16 protein-coding genes, 1 tRNA gene and 3 pseudogenes are annotated in these 20,972 nt (G+C 61.6%); 9 read left to right on the top strand and 11 right to left on the bottom strand.

Annotation, left to right across the window (positions count from 1 at the left end; genetic code table 11):
* Positions 1–13: 13 nt before the first annotated feature.
* Complete coding sequence (locus ACWNC0_RS17460) at positions 14–1,780, bottom strand: alkyl sulfatase dimerization domain-containing protein (protein WP_449473431.1); 1,767 nt, start codon at positions 1,778–1,780, stop codon at positions 14–16.
* Between the two features lie 172 nt (positions 1,781–1,952).
* Here ACWNC0_RS17460 and ACWNC0_RS17465 point away from each other — a divergent pair, with 172 nt between their 5' ends.
* The 7 genes from ACWNC0_RS17465 (at position 1,953) to katE (ending at position 11,910) form a co-directional block, all read left to right on the top strand.
* On the top strand, positions 1,953–4,295 hold the full coding sequence (locus ACWNC0_RS17465; protein ID WP_449473432.1) for an arylsulfatase: 2,343 nt from the start codon (positions 1,953–1,955) through the stop codon (positions 4,293–4,295).
* 5 nt (positions 4,296–4,300) lie between these two features.
* Complete coding sequence (locus ACWNC0_RS17470; RefSeq protein WP_449473434.1) at positions 4,301–6,040, top strand: arylsulfatase; 1,740 nt, start codon at positions 4,301–4,303, stop codon at positions 6,038–6,040.
* A gap of 112 nt (positions 6,041–6,152) precedes the next feature.
* A complete protein-coding gene (locus ACWNC0_RS17475) occupies positions 6,153–6,623 on the top strand; it encodes a hypothetical protein (RefSeq protein WP_449473436.1) in 471 nt (156 codons plus the stop codon).
* Between the two features lie 109 nt (positions 6,624–6,732).
* On the top strand, positions 6,733–8,019 hold the full coding sequence (locus ACWNC0_RS17480) for a TetR/AcrR family transcriptional regulator (RefSeq protein ID WP_449473437.1): 1,287 nt from the start codon (positions 6,733–6,735) through the stop codon (positions 8,017–8,019).
* Between the two features lie 80 nt (positions 8,020–8,099).
* Positions 8,100–9,023: a formylglycine-generating enzyme family protein gene (locus tag ACWNC0_RS17485; RefSeq protein WP_449474652.1), complete on the top strand. Its 924-nt coding sequence runs from the start codon at positions 8,100–8,102 to the stop codon at positions 9,021–9,023.
* A 257-nt stretch (positions 9,024–9,280) separates the two neighbouring features.
* Complete coding sequence (locus tag ACWNC0_RS17490) at positions 9,281–9,547, top strand: hypothetical protein (RefSeq protein ID WP_449473439.1); 267 nt, start codon at positions 9,281–9,283, stop codon at positions 9,545–9,547.
* Between the two features lie 128 nt (positions 9,548–9,675).
* Complete coding sequence (gene katE, locus ACWNC0_RS17495; protein WP_449473441.1) at positions 9,676–11,910, top strand: catalase; 2,235 nt, start codon at positions 9,676–9,678, stop codon at positions 11,908–11,910.
* Between the two features lie 75 nt (positions 11,911–11,985).
* On the opposite strand, the gene ACWNC0_RS17500 is transcribed toward katE, so the two are convergent.
* The 8 genes and pseudogenes from ACWNC0_RS17500 to ACWNC0_RS17535 all read right to left on the bottom strand — a co-directional run bounded on the left by ACWNC0_RS17500 (position 11,986) and on the right by ACWNC0_RS17535 (position 17,155).
* Entirely contained in the window at positions 11,986–12,663 is a 678-nt protein-coding gene (locus ACWNC0_RS17500) for a TadE/TadG family type IV pilus assembly protein (RefSeq protein WP_449473442.1), read from the bottom strand.
* Between the two features lie 11 nt (positions 12,664–12,674).
* Positions 12,675–13,007, bottom strand: a complete 333-nt coding sequence (locus tag ACWNC0_RS17505; protein ID WP_449473444.1) for a hypothetical protein — start codon at positions 13,005–13,007, stop codon at positions 12,675–12,677.
* 145 nt (positions 13,008–13,152) lie between these two features.
* Positions 13,153–14,299 (bottom strand): annotated as a pseudogene (locus ACWNC0_RS17510) (IS3 family transposase).
* Between the two features lie 389 nt (positions 14,300–14,688).
* A tRNA-Arg gene (locus ACWNC0_RS17515) sits at positions 14,689–14,765 on the bottom strand.
* A gap of 34 nt (positions 14,766–14,799) precedes the next feature.
* Complete coding sequence (locus tag ACWNC0_RS17520) at positions 14,800–15,273, bottom strand: DUF1178 family protein (RefSeq protein ID WP_449473445.1); 474 nt, start codon at positions 15,271–15,273, stop codon at positions 14,800–14,802.
* Positions 15,270–16,099, bottom strand: a pseudogene (locus ACWNC0_RS17525) (carbon-nitrogen hydrolase family protein). The gene ACWNC0_RS17520 and the pseudogene ACWNC0_RS17525 overlap by 4 nt, the downstream one beginning before the upstream one ends.
* A 5-nt stretch (positions 16,100–16,104) precedes the next feature.
* Entirely contained in the window at positions 16,105–16,362 is a 258-nt protein-coding gene (gene grxC / locus ACWNC0_RS17530) for a glutaredoxin 3 (protein ID WP_449473447.1), read from the bottom strand.
* A 44-nt stretch (positions 16,363–16,406) separates the two neighbouring features.
* Positions 16,407–17,155, bottom strand: a pseudogene (locus ACWNC0_RS17535) (double zinc ribbon domain-containing protein).
* A 44-nt stretch (positions 17,156–17,199) separates the two neighbouring features.
* Between ACWNC0_RS17535 and ACWNC0_RS17540 the strand changes: the two are divergent.
* A complete protein-coding gene (locus tag ACWNC0_RS17540; protein WP_449473448.1) occupies positions 17,200–18,048 on the top strand; it encodes a class I SAM-dependent methyltransferase in 849 nt (282 codons plus the stop codon).
* A gap of 103 nt (positions 18,049–18,151) precedes the next feature.
* Here ACWNC0_RS17540 and ACWNC0_RS17545 read toward each other — a convergent pair whose 3' ends face one another.
* Both ACWNC0_RS17545 and ACWNC0_RS17550 read right to left on the bottom strand, forming a co-directional pair.
* A complete protein-coding gene (locus ACWNC0_RS17545) occupies positions 18,152–19,120 on the bottom strand; it encodes an acylglycerol kinase family protein (RefSeq protein ID WP_449473449.1) in 969 nt (322 codons plus the stop codon).
* Between the two features lie 6 nt (positions 19,121–19,126).
* Complete coding sequence (locus tag ACWNC0_RS17550) at positions 19,127–19,621, bottom strand: DUF2141 domain-containing protein (protein ID WP_196224118.1); 495 nt, start codon at positions 19,619–19,621, stop codon at positions 19,127–19,129.
* 136 nt (positions 19,622–19,757) lie between these two features.
* On the opposite strand from ACWNC0_RS17550, the gene lptF reads away from it, so the two are divergent.
* A complete protein-coding gene (lptF, locus tag ACWNC0_RS17555; RefSeq protein WP_449473450.1) occupies positions 19,758–20,969 on the top strand; it encodes an LPS export ABC transporter permease LptF in 1,212 nt (403 codons plus the stop codon).
* Positions 20,970–20,972: the final 3 nt, after the last annotated feature.

The following is a 20,972-nucleotide window of genomic DNA, read 5'->3' on the forward strand; positions in this document are numbered from 1 at the left end:
TGTTTCGTACTGGTTAGCGTATGACGAGATTGATCGGGGTGACGGTGAGGTCGAGCGCGGCGAATATCTGCCCGAGCGCGGACGACCCTGCGCCGGAGATTGCGCCTGTTTTCACCAACGCGTCGACGGACTGGCTGCCGGAGACTAGATCTCCCAGCGCAGTGCACTCCAGATTCACGACGGGCATGGTCCCCGCCTGGCCCCGCCGAAACTTCAAGGTGCTGTTACGCAGTTCGAGAAGCCATGGGTCGCTTTCTCCAGCGATGGCCAAGGCGACGGCATGGTCGCCAGCCCCGGCCCGCTTCGGATCGACCTTGTAGCGGATCTGCTCGAGCATCAGCGCCACCGGCATCTTACGGATATTGTCCGGGTTCATGTAGCGCGCGGTGAGGCCCGCCTGCTGCAGCTTTCCTTCCAGCTCCAGCGCGCCCATCAGGTAGAAGCCGCGCCGGTTGCTGTTATAGGTGGCGTAGCCCAGCTTGCGGAAAGCAGCGGCCTTCAGGCGACGCGCGTCCATATCCTGATGGTCGATGGCGATGAGCAGCGTCGTCAGCTCCGCAGCCCATTGCGCGTCGCCCTGTGCAAAGGCGCGGTTAGCAGTGGCAAGGACCGGCGCTCGCCCGCCCATCAGCGCCACCTCTCGCCGCGCGCGCTCCACACGCGGAGTGGGCGCAAGATCGGTCGCATCGCCGGAGAACCAGCTGATATAGCCGACATAATAGCTGCGCGCGGCATCGGCGACGGTGCCATAATATTCGGTCGTATAGGGTTCCGAACGCAGCCATTGCGGCAACGGTCCCAATGCATCGGGTAGTTCATCCTCCGTGACGCCCTTGTTGATCAGGCGGATCGTCTGGTCATGCGTATATTGGATTGCATCCTCATAGCGGGTCAGCAGAGCCTTGATCTGCGGCGCGCCCTCCACGACCGGCCCATGCATCGGCACCATCCAGGCCGCGTCATAGCGCTCCATCCGGCGCAGCGCCTCGATCCAGCGATTGGCGTCGCGCATCTTGGTGCCGCGCATCGAATGGAGGTTGGGGAAAGTCGGCCCCTGCACCTCGTCGCCCGAGATCAGCACCTGATAGTCGGGAAGCCATGCTGCGATATGCGAAGCTGCCTCCCCGCCGGTATGGAACAGGTGCAGCTTAACCCCAGCGATTTCGATGTCGCGCGCGCCGTCCACATCGACGAACTGCGTGGGTGGGATATAGGCGGACTCATTCTTTCCAGCCGCGCCCAAGCCGCCACAGCAGCCGACATGAAAATCCTCAGCCTCCTTCCCGGTCAGGCTGAAGCCGAACATATAAGCGGCGCGGGTGGCGACGATCGGCAGCGTCGCAACGCCTTCATCCGACAATTCCTTCAGGAAATTGGAGGCGGCATAGATCGGCACCTTGCCGCTGGCGACGTCGGCCGGGGTTGCGAAGACCCCTGCTCCATTCACATGATCGGGATGATGGTGCGTGTAGATGATCGCCTTGATCGGCTTGGTCGAGATCTGCGCCCTTATCTTTGCAAGGGCGGCGGTCGCGACATCGCGGTTCATGCCGGTGTCAAGGAGGATCAGCCCGTCGCTGCCTTCGACGACGACGATGTTCATGCCCTGAAATTCGATCTGCCAGACCGGCGTCTTTCCTACATGCGTAACGCGCTCCTGAAACAGGCGGGCATGCGCGGTGTAATTGGACGGCGCGGAAAAGGGCACGTTCAGGTCTGGCGCATGAGCGAGCGCAGGGGTGGCTGCGCCGGCCAGCAGCAGGGCTGTCAGGATGCGCATCAGATCGACGCTCCCGGCGCATGCGGCAATTGTCGAATGCGCCGTCGATCGGCGCAGCAGGTCGAAACCCCGCGGGTCATATACTCTCCTATCGTTCATTTTGTCGTTTGCTCGCTTGTACTGTACGAAACGATTCCGTACAAGATACAAAACAGGATGGAGTGGATGAGCGATGCCAAGACGTTCGGAAATGAGAGTTGGCGCGGGATTTCTGGCGGTTCTGCTGGCTAGTGCAGCGCCTATCGCGGCGCAAACCGTGCTACCACGCGCACCCGAACCATTTGCGGGCAAGATCGGGCAGACCTATGCCGATTCGGTCGCGGCCTTCCCCAAGCCGGTGACCGCGCCTGCGGGAGCACCCAATGTTCTGCTGATCCTGACAGACGATGTGGGCTTTGGCGCGGCATCCACCTTTGGCGGGCCGATACCTACGCCCAATCTGGATCGGCTGGCGGCGCGCGGCCTGGTCTATAACCGCTTTCACACGACAGCCATGTGTTCACCCACGCGCGCTTCGCTGCTGACCGGGCGCAACCATCATGCGGTAGGCAATGCCGTAGTCAGCGATATCGCCACCGGCTATCCCGGCTATTGGTCCATGATCCCGCGCAGCGCCGTCACGGTCGCCGAGGTGCTGCGCCAGAATGGCTACAACACGGCGATGTTCGGCAAACATCATAATATCCCGGCGCAGGAAGGCTCCATCGCAGGCCCCTTCGATCAATGGCCGACGGGGCTAGGCTTCGAGCAGTTTTACGGCTTCCTGGGCGGCGACACGGAACAATGGACGCCCAAGCTCTATCGCGGCAATGCGCCCGCCGAGCAGAAATATGACAAGGACCCGACCTACATCCTGGACCGTGATCTGGCGGACGAGGCGATCGGCTATGTCCACGCGCAGAAGGCAGCGGCGCCCGACAAGCCCTTCTTCCTCTATTATGCTCCCGGCACCGCGCACGCCCCGCATCAGGCGCCAGCCGACTGGATCGCGAAGTTCCGGGGTCAATTCGACCAGGGATGGGACGCGGTTCGCGCCGAAACCTTGAAGCGCCAGATCGCGATGAAGATCGCTCCGCCAGGCACCAAGGCCACGCCGCGCATCGGTGATATTCCCGCTTGGGACAGGCTGAACGCCGACCAAAAGCGCGTCTATGCGCGGATGATGGAAGTCTATGCTGGCATGCTCGCCTATCAGGACGCGCAGATCGGCCGCCTGCTGGACGAGTTGGACCGCATGGGCGAGAGCGGCAACACGCTCGTCATGTTCATCGAAGGCGACAATGGCGCGTCATCCGAAGGCGGAATGGCGGGGAGCACCAATGAGCTGGGCACATTCGCCAACGGCGCGACAGAGGACATGGCCTGGCTCAACAGCATGATCGACAAACTGGGCGGCAAGGACAGTTACGGTCATTTTCCGGTCGGCTGGGCCTGGGCGACCAATGGACCCTTCCCATGGATGAAGCAGATCGCCTCTCACCTTGGTGGAACACGCAACGGCATGGTCGTGTCCTGGCCCGATCATATCAAGGCGCGGGGCATCCGTTCGCAATTCACCCATGTGAATGATGTGATGCCGACGATTTTGGAAGTGGCGGGGATCAAGGCGCCCGAGAGCGTCAATGGCATCGCGCAGCAGCGGATCGACGGCGTCAGCTTTGCCTATAGCTTCGATGCGCCCCAGGCTGCGGAGCGGCATGATACCCAATATTTCGAGATGATCGGCACGCGGGCCATCTATCACAAGGGCTGGATGGCCAGCACCACGCCCGCCCGCATGCCATGGAAGATGGGCGAAGTTCTCAGTTCTCCCCTCGATTATAGATGGGAACTTTATGACCTGAACAAGGACTATGTGCAGTCCCGCGATCTGGCGGCGCGCTATCCGGAGAAGCTGAAGGAGTTGCAGGCGCTCTGGACGGCAGAGGCGCAAAAGAACAACGTGTTCCCGCTCGATGGGCGGCAATCGCTCGACCGTTCCTCCGCTTCGAAGATCGCCTTCGCGCCGCGCCGCAAGAGCTTCACCTATTGGGGCAAGGGGATCAGCGTAGCTGAAGGCGCGGCCCCCATGATCCGCGGGCGTTCGTTCGAGATCGTCGCCGATATCGACATGCCCTCGGGCGGCGGCAACGGCCCGCTGGTCGCGCAGGGCAGCAAGTTCGGCGGCTGGAGCTTTTACCTGAAGGATGGGAAACCAGCAGCGCACGTGGCGTTGACACAGCAGCCCAGCCATCAATGGGACGTCGCGGCGGCCACACCGATCCCGGCGGGTCCGGCCAAAATCAGCTATGCGTTCGACTATGACGGCGGCGGCTTCGGGCGCGGCGGGCTGATGCGCATCAGCGTCAACGGCAGCGAAGTCGCGCGCGGGCGGATCGAGCGGACCTTCCTGATCCCCGCCGGGCTCGGCGAGACCTTCGACATTGGCGACGACACGGGGGCGACGGTGATCGACTACCCGAACGGCCATTCATTCAACGGCGAAGTCCGCAAGATCGAGGTATTTCTGAAATGAGAAAAATGCTTGCCGCAGCTTTGCTTGCGAGCGCGTCGCCGCTTGCCGCGCAAACGGTATTGCCGGCCCCGGCTGCTCCGTTCGCGGGGAAGATCGGGCAGACCTATGCCGATTCCACTCCCGCCTTTCCCAAGCCCGTTACCGCGCCCGCCGGAGCGCCCAACGTGCTGCTGATCCTGACGGACGATGTGGGATTTGGCGCGGCATCCACCTTTGGCGGGCCGATCCCGACGCCCAATCTGGATCGGCTGGCGGCGCGCGGCCTTGTCTATAACCGCTTTCACACGACGGCCATGTGTTCGCCCACACGCGCTTCGCTGCTGACCGGGCGCAACCATCATGCGGTGGGCAACGGCATCGTCGCCAATCTGTCCACGGGCTTCCCGGGTTATACCAACATATTGCCGAAAAGCGCGGCGACAGTGGCCGAGGTGCTGCGGCAGAATGGCTATAATACCGCCATGGTCGGCAAGCATCATAATGCGCCGGAAGCTGATGTGTCGCCAGCAGGGCCGTTCGACATGTGGCCAACAGGGCTTGGCTTTGAACATTTCTACGGCTTCATGTCGGCGGAGACCAACCAGTTCACCCCGGCCCTGTATCGCGGCATCACGCCCATACCCACGCTGAAGGAAGGGGTGCTGGACAAGGCGCTCGCCGACGAGGCGATCCAATGGATCCACAATCAGAAGGCGTCCGCGCCAGACAAGCCCTTCTTCCTCTATTATGCGACGGGCTCAGCGCATGCGCCGCTTCAGGCCCCCGCGGATTGGATCGCGAAGTTCAAGGGCCAGTTCGACAAGGGATGGGACGCCGTGCGGGCGGAAACCGTCCGCAGCCAGAAGCGGCTCGGCATCATACCCTCCGCCACGCAGGACACGGCCCGGCCCGACGGCCTGAAGGCATGGAGCGATCTGACCCCCGAGCAGCGTCGGATCAACGCGCGCTTCATGGAGGTCTATGCGGCGATGCTCGCTTATCAGGATGCGCAGATCGGCCGCGTCCTCGATGAACTCGATCGCATGGGGGAAAGCAACAACACGCTGGTGATGTTCATCGAAGGCGACAATGGCGCTGCCGCCGAAGGGGGAGAAAATGGCAGCTCCAACCCTATGTCCGCCTTCGCCAACGCCATGCAGGAGGATGATAGGCTGCTGCTCGCCAATCTCGACAAGATCGGCAGTCCAGATGCCGTCGCCAACTGGGGTTATGGCTGGGCCTGGGCGACGGACGCGCCGTTTCGCTGGTTCAAGCAATATGCCTCTCATCTTGGCGGCACCCGCAACGGGCTGGTCGTGTCCTGGCCCGATCATATCAAGGCGCGCGGAATCCGGTCGCAATTCACGCATGTGACCGATGTGATGCCGACGATATTGGAAGTCGCCGGTCTGAAGACGCCTGATGTCGTCAATGGCGTGGCTCAGCAGCGGATCGATGGCGTCAGCTTCGCCTACAGCTTCGACGCGCCCAAAGCGCCCGAGCGGCACGACACCCAATATTTCGAGATGATGGGCAACCACGCCATTTACCATCAAGGTTGGCTGGCGAGCAGCACGCCCATCAATCTGCCGTGGCAGCGCGGCGACGGCTCGGTCCTGCCGAGCCAATATAAGTGGGAGCTGTATGATCTGCGCAAGGACTTCTCTCAGGCGCATGATCTCGCGGCGAGCCAGGGCGCGAAGCTGAAGGAAATGCAGGCGCTTTTTCAGAAGGAGGCGGAACGGAACCAGGCTTCTCCCGCTTGACGACCGGCTGACGCTCGCGCGGTTCCAGGCGGCGGAGAGCCAGCGGCCGCATCGATCGACCTACAGCTATTGGGGGGCGGGCATCAGCATCCCGTCGGTCAGCGCCGCGCCGTTGCTGGCGCGCAGCTTCCGCATCACGGCCGATATCGACGTGCCCAATGAAACTGCAACCGGCGCGCTCGTGGCGCTGGGCAGCAAATTCGGCGGTTGGAGCTTCTATCTGAAGGACGGTCGCCCCATTGCCCTGATGGCGGCATCGCAGCTGGCTGGCGACCAGTCGCAGGTGGCGGCGGCGCAACCGCTTGCAGCCGGGCAACAGCGGCTCGTCTTCGACTTCCGCTATGATGGCGGCGTCAATGCCGGCGGCGAGATGACGATCAGCGCCAATGGCGACATTATCGGACGGGGCCGCATCGCGCGCACCATTTCCAAACTGCCGGAGATGAGCGACACGCTGGACATCGGCTTTGACGCCGACACGCCGGTCACTTCCGACTATGCGGTCGGCGAGCATTTCCCCGGCCGGATCAGGAAGGTGGACATCGCCGTGGGCAAGCCGGGCGCTGGCGGTGAAGCGCCCTGAACGGCGAGCCCCTGACGCCTGCAGTCCCGCGCGACCGCAGGCGTCAGGAGCCGCTTTTCGGCTTTGCCCGTTGACGTCGCGCCCTTTCCCGCCGTTAAGATGATCCCGCATGGTCGAAATCACTCTTCATCCCGATAGCGCCGAGCGCGACGGCAGGACGCAAATCCTTGACGCAGCCGGCGAAGTCTTTCTGTCCGAGGGCTTCGAACGCGCGAGCGTCGACAGGATTGCCGCCTTCGCGCACATGAGCAAGCAAAGCATTTACGAGCTTTATCCCAACAAGCTCGCCCTGTTCGAGGCCGCCGTCCGCAACAAGTTGAACGGCGCGTGGCTCAGCATGACCAATATCGACAACGGCATGGATGCCGAGGACACGCTGACCCGGTACGCCATGCGCCTGTTCGAAGGTTTCGCCGAACCGGTGAATTTCGGACTGTTCCGCGCCAATATCGAGGCGGCGAACCATGTGCCGGAATTGGCGGCGGAATTGCACGAAAGGCGACTGGCATCGTCTCAACCCCTTGCCTTTTACCTTGAAGCGTTGATCGAGGGCGCGGTGATCGTGCCGTGCGATCCACTCGCCATGGCTATCCGCTTCGGCGGCGTGGCGGTGGAAGGCGCGCGCTATTTTCTGGGCAAGGCGTTGCCGGGCAAGGCCGCGCAGAAGCGCATTGTGGATCAGGCCGTGCGAATGTTCCTGGACGGATATCGCAGCGTGCAGGACGCGGCCGGGGACAAGGCCCCCTCCACGCCCATCGAGCCGCCCGCCCGCGAAGGCGTCACCGCGCTGCGGCTGCCTGCGGAAAAGCTGTTGGCGCTGCTGGATGCAGCGACGAGCGAATTTCTGGAATATGGCTATCGCCGCGCCAGTATCGACCGCATCTCGGCGGCGGTAAGGGTCAGCAAGGCGACCATCTACCGGCAGTTCGGCAACAAGGAAAATCTGCTGCGCTACATCGTTCAGCGCGAAATTTTTGCCGCCAGTCATCAGCCGTTCGAGCTGCTGCCCGCGAGTACGGACCCGGAAATCGCGCTTGTCGCTCTGGCGCGTCAGGCGCTGGACCGTCATCTGGAACTGGCAAATATCCGCATGCACCGGCTGCTGATCGTGGAAGCCGATTTCATCCCCGACCTTGCCCAGCTATTCTATGAAGGCCGGGTACGCCGCCTGGGCGAGGCGCTGGAGCAGCAACTGGAAGCGCTGGGCCTGCCCCGCCCCAGCCAGTCGGCGACGCGCATGTTTTATACGCTTGCGACTTTCGCCGTTCGCTTCTTCACCGCCATGACGCCGCCGTCGGAAGCAGACCGCGACATTTACGCTAGAGAGTGCGCCGGGCTGTTCCTGAATGGGCTGCGCGTTGGCAGTAGGCAAAAGGCGATCGCGCAAGCAGATTGAGATTCGGAGCATCGATGCGTCAGTTTTCCAAGCAAAAGGCGATGCGATCGTCACGGGCAGCTCAACCCGACACCAGTGGCATGCGCTGGGTGGAAGGGGGCGTGTTCGCGATGGGGTCTGAGAATTTCTACCCCGAAGAAGCGCCGGTGCGGCCCGTGCGCGTCGATGGCTTCTGGATCGACGAGACGCCTGTCACCAATCGCGAATTCGCCCGCTTCGTCGACGCCACGAACCACAAGACGCTGGCTGAAATCGCGCCTGATCCCAAAGACTATCCGGGCATGCCGATCGACATGGCGCGGCCGGGATCTTTGCTGTTCCACCGTACGTCCGGGCCGGTTGACCTGCACGATCCCAGCCAATGGTGGGACTTCGCGTTCGGCGTGGACTGGCGGCATCCGCATGGCCCGGACAGCAATCTGGACGGGTTGGAGGATCACCCCGTTGTGCATGTCGCATTAGAGGATGTGCGTGCTTATGCGAAATGGGCAGGCAAGTCGCTGCCGACCGAGGCCGAATGGGAATATGCGGCGCGCGGTGGGTTGGACGGGCAGGATTATGCCTGGGGCGATCAACTGGCGCCCGATGGAGCAATGCTGGCCAATTATTGGCAGGGCGCTTTTCCATTCGCGAATACTCTGGACGATGGATGGGAAAGGACTTCCCCCGTTCGCAGCTATCCGGCGAACGGTTTTGGCCTTTACGACATGATCGGCAATGTCTGGGAATGGACCATCGACTGGTATGCCCAGCCAAAGATTGAAAGCAAGGCGCGCGGTAGCTGCTGCATACCCGCAAATCCACGCGGTCCGACGCGGCGCGAGAGCATGGACGCAGTGAATGCGATCCCGCGAAAGGTCGTGAAAGGCGGTTCGCACCTTTGCGCATCCAATTACTGCCAGCGCTACCGCCCGGCGGCGAGACATGCGCAGGCAATCGATTCATCGACCAGCCATGTAGGTTTTCGCTGCGTGGGCTGGCGCATGATGCCACCGACAACTTAGCCGTCCGCGACGGGCTACAGGCTTTCGGCATCGCGGAGCAGGGCTATGTCCACCACTGCTATGCGGCGGCAGTCTTTGACCCCGCGGGAAAGGTGGCATGGCGCGATCAGCTTCGACCCTTTATGGTCGTTCAACCGCCAACTTCTCCATTCCAGCTGTCGACCGTCCGCTTCCCCAATTTTTGTATACCCAAGTTTGCCGATTGGTCCGCCGGTTGCGCCGATCCTCCATGTCGGCTTTCCACACAACCGCGCGCTATGCCTCTGCGCGTACCGGAAATCCCGCTCCTGCCCGGCTTCGCATCCTCAACGGCCGTTGGGCCGCATCGCGAAGCTCCGATCGGAGCCGCTGTTGCCATTCCCTATCCGTTCGTCGCCGATGTCGGGCTGGGGGAAACATGGCTGTCCGAACAGTCTTGGGCTGTCAGCGACCTGACACAAGGCCATGAGTTTGTCAGCGGAGAACTCTTCAGCGGCTTTGGCTTTCCTCCCGGCGTTATGCTCCGACGCTTCGGACGCGAGTGACCAAGACGTCTCTCTTAATTTTTCACGGTCGGCAACTCCGACCAGTCTTCCGGGTTCATGTCGGGATATGTGCGGCCGGCTGCTGTGTCTCGTCGGCTCACCATCTCCACGATTGACAAGGAGCCGTCATGGCGAAGAAGTCTGCACCGTCCAAAGCCTCCTCGAAAGCATCTCCCAAATCGGCTGGGAAGCTGGCACCCTCGGGTCTCGCGGGCGCCGATCTGGGTGGAGAGTCGCCACAAAAAGCGGCACCCGTCCCCGCTGACGCCGCCATCTCCCTCTCCTATGCCGAGAAACAGTCCGAAGGTGGCGAAACGCATCAGACTGCAGGGAGCGACGTAGCGACGCTCACCACGCAGCAGGGTATCCCGGTCGCAGATGACCAGAACAGTTTGAAGCAAGGAGCACGCGGGCCAACGCTGCTGGAAGACTTCCATTTTCGGGAGAAGATCTTCCACTTTGACCATGAGCGCATTCCTGAGCGCGTCGTGCATGCGCGTGGCTATGGCGCGCACGGCTTTTTTGAACTGACCGACAGCCTGGCCGATGTCAGCCGCGCCGATATTTTCCAGCGGGTGGGCGAAAGGACGCCCGCCTTCGTCCGCTTTTCGACCGTCGCCGGTTCGAAGGGATCATTTGATCTCGCGCGCGACGTGCGCGGCTTCGCGGTCAAGATCTACACGCAGGAGGGCAATTGGGACCTGGTGGGCAACAACATCCCTGTCTTTTTCATTCAGGATGCGATGAAATTCCCCGACCTGGTTCATGCGGCCAAGCCCGAGCCGGACCGCAACTTCCCTCAAGCGCAAACCGCTCATGACAATTTCTGGGACTTCATCAGCCTGACGCCCGAAAGTTTCCACATGATCATGTGGGCCATGTCGGATCGGGCAATTCCGCGGTCCTTCCGCACGATGGAGGGCTTTGGCGTTCATACTTTCCGGCTGCTCGATGCGGAGGGCCGGTCCACCTTCGTTAAATTCCATTGGAAGCCCAAGCAGGGCCTGCAGTCGGTGGTCTGGAACGAGGCGGTCAAGATCAATGGCGCTGACCCCGACTTTCATCGCCGGGATCTGTGGGACGCAATCAACGGCGGCGATTTTCCCGAATGGGAGCTTGGCGTTCAACTGTTTGACGATGCCTTCGCCGACAGCTTCGACTTCGATATTCTCGACGCTACGAAAATCATACCGGAAGAACTGGTGCCCATCCGGGTGATCGGTCGGCTGGTGCTCGACCGGGTCGTCGACAATTTCTTTGCCGAGACGGAGCAAGTCGCTTTTTGCACTCAAAACGTCCCGCCCGGCATCGATTTTTCCAACGACCCGCTGCTGCAAGGACGCAACTTTTCCTATCTCGACACCCAGATCAAGCGTCTGGGCGGACCAAACTTCACGCATATTCCGATCAACGCGCCCAAATGCCCGATGGCCCATTTCCAGCAGGATGGCCACATGGCCATGCGTAATCCGAAGGGACGCGTGAACTATGAGCCCAACAGCTGGGGGCCCACACAAGGCGGGCCGCGCGAAAACCCAGTTCGTGGATTCAGCAGCTTTGCTGAAACTGCGGACGGCCCCAAGCAGCGCGCGCGATCGGAAAGTTTCGCCGACCATTACAGCCAGGCGCGGCAATTCTTTATCAGCCAGACCCCTGTCGAACAGAAACATATTGCCGATGCGCTCGTCTTCGAACTGTCCAAGGTCGAACGTCCCGACATTCGGTCGAGGACGGTGTCCCACCTGCTCAATGTCGACGAGACACTGGCGGTGAAGGTGTCCGATGGCCTTGGCCTGCCTCTGCCCGATCCGGCCGTGACCGCACGCAAGCCTATCACCGACCTGCCGCCTTCCGACAAGCTCAGCATCGTCAAAAACGGTCCGGGTAGTTTTCGCGGTCGAAAGCTGGGCATCCTGCTGAGCGACGGAGCGGACGCAAAATTGCTCAAGGCGCTGATCGATGCAGTGGATGCAGAAGGCGCCATGTTCGAGATCATCGCCCCGAAGATCGGCGGGGTAACCCTGTCCGATGGGACGCGGGCAGCTGCCAAGCACAAGATTGACGGTGGGCCGTCGGTGCTGTTCGATGCAGTCGCCATCATCGTGTCCGCTGAGGGGGCAGCGCTGCTGTCGCTCGACGCGGCAGCCAAGGATTTCGTGACCGACGCTTTTGCCCATTGCAAATTCATAGGGATCAGCGCCGAGGCAGAGGCAATCTTCGCCAAGGCTGGCATCGCCAGCGATCTGGACGAGGCCTGTCTGCCGCTCGGCAAGACCGACGACGCCCGCACGTTCATCGCGGCGTGCCGCCCGCTTCGCTACTGGCCACGTGAACTAAATGTCGACCTTGACGCGAACCCATAGCCCAAAGCGCAGCCTGCACAGTCTTAGCGCTCAGCGCCCACTTTCACACGCCGTTATCCCGGGAAGGACGCAGAGTCAGGTGCAGGTTGAAGGCGTCACGTTTTCGCTATTATAAACTTGGGTAATATCGCGACTGTCACGAACATTAAAGGCTGAAAGCTCTGTAATATCGTGAAGTGGTAAAGAAACAATCGGCATCAAGCGCTTGTAGGTATAATGGATTTCCACCACCATCACAGCAGTTCCCGCAGCTGCCTTGATCTCCTCACCCGTCGGCCCCATGCCCGCAAAGCTCGTACCCGTAGCCCCCGTGCCTTGTGGCCCATAAGCGGAGTGATATGCATCGCCGCCAAAGCACCGTTGCCATTTGATGGTCTGACCACCATCGGGGTTGGTCTGCAGGCTGGAAAGCACGATCTTACCATTTTGGCCGAGGCCTAGTTCAGACGCCTGTAAGTCGGCACCGATAAAAACGTCATTAATTTCTGCCTCGCTGACCGGCTTGTTATTGATAGCGCTTTGAGAGCCCATGCGCGATGCATTGTCCGCCACCATTCCGGAGATTTCGCCTATCTTCTTGACCGTCAGAGCATAGTTGATGAGTTCAAGGCCTGAAGTGGCAAGTATCAGTAGCAAAGGAAACGCTATTGCAAACTCCGTCAAGGCTATTCCAGATTTACAACGGACCAGACCACCTAGTCGATGAGCGATCCCATCAATCACGCTTTGTGACCGCGAGAGAAGAATATTCATCAACAAGATCCTCAACATTTTCCGATCAGCGGCTCTGCCTGCTTATCAAAGGGCTGGTTGTGCAATATGGTGCGAGAGGTCATACTGACCCTGGGGCTCCATCCCAAAAGTGTGGCCATCGGGAAAACGCGATCATATTGCAGGGTTACCGAATAGATGGTGACATCCTTGGCGCCGCCTTGACCCTGTACCCCGGAATCTGCATCCCTGACACCGTTGCGGTTGGCGTCGTCGAAGCCCTCATTGTTGTTGCAGATGCCGTCACCATTAGAATCAATAAAGGATTCAACCCGGGATTGCGCTCGGCCATAGGATTTGAATGCGAGCCGTTCAAAACTGAGCATACCTCCGCTCACCAATTTCTTTACGGCCCCTTCAACGCCCGCATCCAGCAAGGCACGATTGGTGTCGGTGGCAGTCTCCAGTGCCGACGCTCGCCCCGCGGCCTGAACTGGACATGTAACGGTTTTGTGCCGGTCACTTATCTCATTATGCCACCTTGGCTTCGAAGGCGAGCGGGCTAATGCCGCCCAGATATGAATGGCGACGACGGGCGTTGTAGAAGCCGTTGATGTATTGGAAGATGGCAGCTTCTGCCTGCCGTCGCGTTGGCCAGCGCTGCCGCCAGATGAGTTCCGCCTTCAGGGATTTGAAGAACGTCTCGACGGAGGCATTGTCGTAACAATTACCCTTGCCGCTCATTGATGGACGCAGGCCATAGGCCTGCAGCTTTTTCTGATAATCGTAAGAACAATATTGGCTGCCGCGATCCGAATGGAAAAGGCAGCCCTCTGGTGGCTGGCGCAGGCGTACCGCCATATCCAGTGCCCTGATCGCCAAATCCTTCTTCATCCTGTCGCTGACAGCCCAGCCCACGACGCGGCGGCTATGCAGATCGAGGATGACAGCGAGGTAGAGCCATCCCTCCGACGTCCAGATATAGGTGATGTCGCCGGCCCATTTACGGTTGGGCGCATCGGCGGCGAAATCGCCGTCCAGCCAGTTTGCCGCGACACCCAGGCGATGGTGGCTGTCTGTCGTAACCTTGTGTTTGCGCGTGCGGACCGGCCTGATCCCGTTGATGTTGGCTACGCCGCCCTTCGGGTCATAAGGCGCCCGACCCGGCGCTCACCCACATCGAGCCCCACCTCTTTTAACTCCATCGTCATGCGAGGACGGCCGTAGCTGCCAAGGCTCAGCCTGTATTGTTCGCGGATATGAGCCAACACCTTCATGTCCGTCCGGCCCCGGCAACTGATCGGGCGCGAGCGCCAGGAACGATAGCCGCGTTCACTGACAAGCATGACACGGCAGAGCAGTGCAACGGGCCAGCGATGCCGCCAGCTATGCACGAAAGCGAACTTCACGGCCTTTGGCTCGCGAAGAACTGCGTGGCCTTTTTTAGGATTTCCCTCTCCTCCCGCAGCACGCGGTTCTCAAGGCGAAGCCGTTCATTCTCGCGAGCCAGATCTGCTTGCGGCGCTGAAACCAGATCACTGGGCCGATACTGCGACACCCACTTGTTCAGCGTCGATTTGCCAACCCCCAAATCCAACGCGACCCGCTCCCGCGGCAACCCACTGGTCAGCGCAATCCGCACCGCCTCCTGCTTGAGCTCCTCGCTATGTTTGATCATCTCGTCGGTCTCCTTGAACGAGCTTTAAACTCTCAAGTGACCGGCACAAAACCGTTACATGTCCAATCATCAGCGCCATCATCCATGGTACGCAGCCGGCCAGCCTCACTCGCAGGCAACTGGTGCGCACCGATCGCATCCCACTGAGCTGGTCAGCTCAAGAGCGGTTGTTCGGGTTCGCCTGAAGACAACCCTCCCTCAAACGTCCAAAATTCTTGAGGCACCAACATCGGCGCCTGGAGATGTCGGGCTTTGGCAGGCGGCGCCATTAGGGCAATCTGGTCTCCAATTGCCCCAGAGCCAAACACACCCTCACAACCCACGGATAACGCGTGAGTAATTCTGACCGTCGGCCGGTCTCCCGGACACTGGCGATTCTTGGAAAGGAGTGGTGCACCCGACGGGATTCGAACCCATGGCCCTCAGATTAGGAATCTGATGCTCTATCCTGCTGAGCTACGGGTGCCCGGTGACGGCTCTATGCTGCGTCGCAGGCGCGGTCAATTCTTCGCTTCGGGCGGCACGACCGGAAACAGCAACGGAGCAACCTCCACGCCTTCCGATATCAGCGCGCGCGCCTCCTCGGGTGCAACTTCGCCGTGGATGCTCGCCCGGTCCTTCTCACCATAATGCATGGCGCGGGCATGTTCGGCGAACCCTCTACCGACCCAGGTCGAATCTTCCAGAACCTTTGACTGCGCCTGCGCCAGTGCCTGCATCATCTCACGCATCCGAATTTCGTCGCCTGCCATGGCCACCGGCGCGGTCGAGGTAGCAACCGGCGCTTCCGCCCTGCGGCTGTTTCCTTTGGCGGCAACAGCGGGCGCCATCAATGCCTTGGATACCTCCGCATCGCCGCACATGGGGCAGGCCAGCAGGCCGCGCGTCACCTGATCCTCATAGTCCGCGCTCGATCCGAACCAGGCTTCGAACACATGGCCATGGGCGCCGCATTTGAGGTCGAAAACAATCACGAAATGGTCACATCCGCTGGAAGGTTACGCCGGTTGGCAATCGCAGGCACGCGCCCGCGCACGTCCTCTACGCGCGACAGGTCGATCTCGGCAAGGGATAGTCCCTCCTCCTCTCCCATGTCGAGCAAGACATCCCCCAAGGATCGATGACCAGACTATGGCCGTAAGTTTCCCGTCCGTCCTCATGGCGGCCGGTCTGCGCGGCCGCTATCACGAAACACCCAGCCTCGATCGCACGGGCGCGCAGCAGGACATGCCAGTGCGCCTGCCCGGTCGGCACGGTGAACGCGGCAGGCATCAGCAACATCGTGGCGCCCGCATTGGTGAGAGTGCGATAAAGGTCGGGAAAGCGCATGTCGTAACAGACCGACAACCCCATCCTTGCCCAAGGCGTATCGACCGCCACCACCTCTTCCCCCGGCCGATAGACCGACGATTCCCGCCAGCTTTCCCCGGTCGCCAGATCGACATCGAACAGATGGATTTTGTCGTAGCGCGCCCGAATGCCGCCCTTGTCATCGATCATGAAGCTGCGGTTGACCCAACGGCCATCGCCACCTTCTTCGTTGAGCGGCAAGGAACCAATATGCACCCACAGCCCATGCCGAGCAGCCGCCTCGCGAACGGCGTTTAGCACCGGATCGTCAGCCTCACTGCGCAGGGTATCCGCAGCCCGCGCCCGGTTTCGATCCAGATAACCCGCCATTTCCGGGGTGAACAGCATATCCGCGCGCTGTTCGGCCGCGCGTCTCGCCATCTCGACGATGGCGGCCGCATTCGCGGCGGGGTCGATCCCGCTCGTCATCTGGAAGATCGCGGCCCGCATGGCGCTTACAGCCCTAGCAACGGGTTCAGCTTGCCCTGACGATCCAGCGCCGCCATGTCGTCGCTGCCGCCAATATGCCTGCCGTCGATGAATATCTGCGGCACCGTGGTCCCGCCATTGGCGCGATCCAACATTTCGCCGCGCTTCGGGCCGCCCATCGTGATGTCATATTCATCAAAGGCCACGCCCTTGCCCTCCAGCAGCGCCTTTGCCCGCGCGCAATATCCGCACCATGCCTTCGTGTAGATTTCGACCTTCGCCATTCGATACTCCTTGCGCGCTGAAATTGTGGCTGGGCGAGCCTTTGTCAATCAGTGCCTTCCGCGCCTTCCGGCAAAGCCCGCGCCCAGCACAACAGATGAACGCTCGACGCCCCGCCACGTTTCAGCACCCGCGCGCAAGCAGCCCCAGTCGCGCCACTGGTATGGACATCGTCGATCAGCAGCACCGCCCTGCCTTTGACGCCATGATCCTTAGCCAGTGCAAAAGCACCCGCGACAGCCTTGGCCCGCTGCCGCGCATGCATGCTCCGCAGCGGCTGCGTCGCACGGACTCGAAGCAGCGCATGCTTGTCCACCGGCAGCCCTGAAGCCCTACCAAGATGATCCGCGATCAGCGCCGCCTGATTGAAGCCCCGCCACCACAGCCGCCACCGATGCAACGGCACCGGCACGACTAACGGCGGTGCATCGAAGGCGGGCAAGCGCCGAGCCATATGCCGCGCGATCAGCCGCGCCAGACCGATGCGCCGCCCATATTTCAGCCGCAACGCCACCGTCCGCGCGACATCGCCATAGGCCAGCACCGCCCGCGCGCTGTCGAATGGCGGCGGATCGGCAAGGCAGGCGCCGCATGCCGCGTCCCGCCCCTATCATGTTCGAACGGCACGCCACATCGCGCGCAGCAGGGCTCGCCCAGAAAGCGCATCCCGCTCCAGCATGTCAGGCAAAAGGCATCGTCGGCATTGACGATGACGCCGCATCCGGGGCAACGCGGCGGCAGCGCATAGTCGAGCGCCGGGCGAACAGCGCTCTTGAGAAGAGAAGCGAGATGCATGATCGCCCTTGTTCCCGCTCCGGCACCGATGCACAAGGGCCGCCATGAGCCAGCCCGACATCTTCGACCGCACATTGCGCGCCAGGCGGCGGGACCGGATGATGCCGCATTTCGCCGAGCATGACTTTCTCTATCGCGCGATGCTGGACGAATTGCTCGACCGGTTGGCGGATGTTCAGCGTGACTTGTCCGAAGTTCTCGTCATCGGCTGCCCCGACGGCAGCGCTCGCGCCGCGCTTGAAACCATGGAGAAGACGGTAATATGCACCGACCCCGGCTTCGCAGCCGCGAGCGCGCAGGGCGGCGTGCAGGCGGAAGAAGACGCGCTCCCCTTCGCCGACGACAGTTTCGACCTGATCATCGCCTGCGGCACGCTCGACAGCGTCAATGACCTCCCCGGCGCGCTCATCCTCATGCGGCGCATCCTGCGGCCCGACGGCCTGCTGCTCGCGGCCTTTACCGGCGCGGGCACCCTGCCCCGCCTGCGTACAGCGCTGATGGCCGGAGAAGGCGATCGCCCCGCCCAGCACATCCATCCGCAAATCGACGTGCGCGCGGCGGGCGACCTGCTGAGCCGAGCCGGTTTCGCCATGCCAGTGGCGGACAGCGAGACGCTGACCGTGCGCTACGGCGACATATTACGCCTGATGCAGGACCTGCGCGGTATGGGCGCAGGCAATGTGTTGGCGTCCCATCCCCCGGCGCTGCGCCGCGAGACATTGATCGGCGCGAGCCAGCACTTCTCGGCCGCCGCAGATGCTGATGGGCGCACTGCGGAGGATATGGCGATCCTGTATCTGAGCGGGTGGAAACCCGATTCCAGCCAAGCCAAGCCAGCCCGGCGGGGCAGCGCGACTGTGTCACTGGCGGATGCGCTCAAGCGGAAGGGATAACCTCTCCCCTATTCCCGTTCGCCCTGAGCCTGTCGAAGGGCTCAATTTTTAAAAAAGAGAAGGGCTTCGACAAGCTCAGCCCGAACGGAGTTGAGGGCAACCCTCAAGCCGCCAGCCGCAGGAAAGGCACCGGCTCCGTCGATCGCAACACGATCGGCTTGCCTTCCGAAGCCTCAAACAGCTCACCGTCAAGAATGACGCTGCTTCGGTCGCCCTCGATCCGGATGATATCGCCCTGTTCCAGATGCACGCCCTGCACCTGCGACTTGCCGACCCGCCGGGTGATGCTCGCCCAGGCCAGCCGCAAAAGCGCGGCCAGACTCTGGTCCACCGCCATCAGCTTCATGTTCCCGCGACGGCTGTCCCCTGCCTGCACGCCCAGCAGCAGCCGGTCGAGCGTCGTCACGATAAGCACGGCAAAGCGCCCCGCCAACTGCCCTTCCCGGATCAGCGAGATGCGCACCGGGTGGCTGGATTGCGGCAGGAACCGCGCTCGAATGCCGAAAACCAACGACACCAGCACCGCTATCACCGTCAGGAAATGGCTAAGCCCATTGGACAGGCCAAGCGGATAAATCTGGTTACGGCAGTAAAGCATGTAATCGGCAAGCCCCGCGCCGCCCAGGAACATGCCCAGCACCGGCCGCGATTCCGCCCCTCCGTCGGACAGCGCGATCAGCTCGCGCGCCACGACATGATCGTCCACGCCCGCCTTGGCGATCTGAACGATGCGCTCCAGCGCCTTGATCGGATCGCCATGGATGCCAAGGTCGAGCGCGATCAAATTGGTCTTGCCATTGGGCAGCACCGCGATCGGCGGCACGCGGCCCTTGAAATGCTCACCCTGATACAGTTCCGTCAGCGCCGCCTGCACCGTCCCGTCGCCACCATTGATGACGATGACCACCGGATCGACGCGCGCGATGGTTTGCAACGCGCGGCCGATCTGATCGACATGCTCCACCTCATAATGGAAGATGTCGGGATTGCTGGCGCAGTAACTGCGCACGCGCGGCAGCGTCTGCCGGTTGCCCGTCGACTTGGGATTGGACAGAAGCGCGACCCGGACCATCAGAACTCACATATACTGAAGTTTAATGGTGATCCGCGTCACACCCGGACCAACCTTCACCGCAGCCTTTTCGACCGACGGCTTGCCCAGGTTGAAGATGCTGATCGACGGATTGTTGGAAAAACCGCCGCCGTCGCGCGAAATGCTCGTCTTGCCATTGCCGTCCCGGTCGTGCCGGACTGCAATCGCATATCTGCCCGGTTCGGGCACCGGCATGCAGAATCGCATCCCGTCACTGCCGGGGCGAACCGCCGTGTCGATCCGATTCAACCACGCACCCTTCGCCAGCCAGGCACTTTTGGTCGCGGGATAGGATTGCACGCGGACCTTGCCCGTCGCGGCGGCAAAACCCCGAACGTCGATCAGCAGCGCCGGACCCTTCGCGGACGGACCACAACGATCCAGCTCGTTCCCGATTTCCTGCCCGTGAGCCAAGGCCGGGATAGAGGCAAACACCGCCCCAGCCGACAAAAGGCCCATCGCAACTTTGAACATGACCATCCAACTCCGTGAAGCTATAGCCGCCCGATGAAACCGGACGGCGAGCCCCTGTTCGCCCCCGCGAACTTCATTTCCGTGACTCTGCTATGGGCGGGGTTTGCGGCCAAATCATGGTGATGGGACGACCACATAGAGAATGCTGACCGCCACCGACCGATATCTCGCCCGTCTGATAGCGCTGCCGATGCTCGGCACGCTGGTCATTTCCGCGATGCTGCTGGTGCTCGACAAGATGCTCAGCCTGTTCGACTTCGTCGCGGCGGAGGGCGGCCCCGTCAGCGTCGTGTGGCGCATGCTCGCCAACATGATGCCGGAATATCTGTCACTCGGCATTCCGATCGGCCTGATGCTGGGCATATTGCTGGCGTTCCGGAAGCTGGCCCTGTCATCGGAACTGGACGTCATGCGCGGCGTCGGTCTGTCCTACGGCCGATTGCTGCGCGTCCCCTATATGTACGCGATCGCGCTCGCCCTCCTCAATTTCGGCATCGTCGGCTTCGTTCAGCCGCTCTCCCGGCACGCCTATGAGGCGCTGCGTTTCGAACTGCGCTCGGGCGCTCTAGGCGCATCGATCAAGGTCGGCGAGTTCACCAGCCTCGGCAAGCGCATGACCCTGCGGATCGAACGCAGTCTGGATGAAGGCCGCAACCTTCAGGGCATCTTCGTGCGCGCCGCTGGCAAGGATGGCCAGACCGTCGCGGTGACCGCCGCGCAAGGCAGCTTCCTGGCGACGGACGATCCCGATACCATCATCTTCCGCTTGCGCGATGGGGTGTTGGTCAACGACGCGCCCAAATATAAGTCGCCGCGTATCCTTTCCTTCTCCAGCCACGATCTGCCGATCGACCTGCCGCAGATAGAGCGTTTCCGCGGACGCAGTGTCGACCGGGAAAAGACCATTCCCGAACTTGCTGTGATGGGCCATGACCCCGCGACACCCGAAAAGCTGCGCAACGAAATCCGCGCCAACTTCCACTTCCGTCTGGTGGAGGTGGCGATGATGATGCTGCTGCCGCTCGCCGCGCTTGCCTTCGCCATCCCACCCAAGCGTTCGACATCGGCCTTGGGCGTCTTCCTCTCGATCATCTTCATCGTGACCTATCACAAGATCAACGAATATGGCCAAGGCGTCGGCTCACTGGGCAAAGTTGATCCGATCATAGCGCTCTGGACGCCATTCCTGCTGACGGCCGTACTGATCATGTGGATGTATCATGTCGTGGCGCACCGCCCCGGCGGCCAGCCGATCGGCGCCCTCGAATATGCCTTTGCAAAGCTCGGCAAGCAGATCGCGAAACTGCTTCGCTTCGGGCGAAAGCGGGTGACCACCGCGCAGGGAGCAGCCTGACCC

The organism is Sphingobium chungangianum (assembly GCF_977014255.1).

Coding starts and splice junctions, on each gene's coding strand:
- ACWNC0_RS17460 (WP_449473431.1), bottom strand. CDS start 1,780: ATGCGCATCCTGACAGCCCTGCTGCTGGCCGGCGCAGCCACCCCTGCG.
- ACWNC0_RS17465 (WP_449473432.1), top strand. CDS start 1,953: ATGCCAAGACGTTCGGAAATGAGAGTTGGCGCGGGATTTCTGGCGGTT.
- ACWNC0_RS17470 (WP_449473434.1), top strand. CDS start 4,301: ATGCTTGCCGCAGCTTTGCTTGCGAGCGCGTCGCCGCTTGCCGCGCAA.
- ACWNC0_RS17480 (WP_449473437.1), top strand. CDS start 6,733: ATGGTCGAAATCACTCTTCATCCCGATAGCGCCGAGCGCGACGGCAGG.
- ACWNC0_RS17485 (WP_449474652.1), top strand. CDS start 8,100: ATGCGCTGGGTGGAAGGGGGCGTGTTCGCGATGGGGTCTGAGAATTTC.
- ACWNC0_RS17490 (WP_449473439.1), top strand. CDS start 9,281: ATGCCTCTGCGCGTACCGGAAATCCCGCTCCTGCCCGGCTTCGCATCC.
- katE (WP_449473441.1), top strand. CDS start 9,676: ATGGCGAAGAAGTCTGCACCGTCCAAAGCCTCCTCGAAAGCATCTCCC.
- ACWNC0_RS17500 (WP_449473442.1), bottom strand. CDS start 12,663: ATGAATATTCTTCTCTCGCGGTCACAAAGCGTGATTGATGGGATCGCT.
- ACWNC0_RS17505 (WP_449473444.1), bottom strand. CDS start 13,007: ATGCTCAGTTTTGAACGGCTCGCATTCAAATCCTATGGCCGAGCGCAA.
- grxC (WP_449473447.1), bottom strand. CDS start 16,362: ATGGCGAAGGTCGAAATCTACACGAAGGCATGGTGCGGATATTGCGCG.
- ACWNC0_RS17540 (WP_449473448.1), top strand. CDS start 17,200: ATGAGCCAGCCCGACATCTTCGACCGCACATTGCGCGCCAGGCGGCGG.
- ACWNC0_RS17545 (WP_449473449.1), bottom strand. CDS start 19,120: ATGGTCCGGGTCGCGCTTCTGTCCAATCCCAAGTCGACGGGCAACCGG.
- ACWNC0_RS17550 (WP_196224118.1), bottom strand. CDS start 19,621: ATGGTCATGTTCAAAGTTGCGATGGGCCTTTTGTCGGCTGGGGCGGTG.
- lptF (WP_449473450.1), top strand. CDS start 19,758: ATGCTGACCGCCACCGACCGATATCTCGCCCGTCTGATAGCGCTGCCG.